Annotated in this window: 1 protein-coding gene; it reads right to left on the minus strand. The window is 38.9% G+C overall.

From position 1 onward, the window contains the following. Positions 1 to 50: 50 nt before the first annotated feature. The coding region (locus Q5762_RS39745; protein ID WP_315897189.1) for an AbrB/MazE/SpoVT family DNA-binding domain-containing protein at positions 51 to 234 on the minus strand (184 nt) is incomplete at its 5' end.

Consider the following 234-nt stretch of genomic DNA (forward strand, 5'->3'; position numbering starts at 1 on the left):
TGCGACTCATTGCGTAGAAGTTGTGGATCAAACTTAGAATCATGCTTTAGTCAGTCATACTCAGCTTTCACGTATGGGTCTTCAAATGCTTTTAACTTTAATGCTTCGAGCTTACTGAGCTTCCTTAAAGTCAAACTTCCATCACCATTATCAATCCATTCTATTGGATCACCTTCGTTCCAAGCCAAGTCTTTTTGTAATTCATCAGGTATTAAGAAGTAGCGTTCGCCATCT

The organism is Streptomyces sp. P9(2023), assembly GCF_032436795.1.
Classification (GTDB): Bacteria; Actinomycetota; Actinomycetes; order Streptomycetales; family Streptomycetaceae; genus Streptomyces.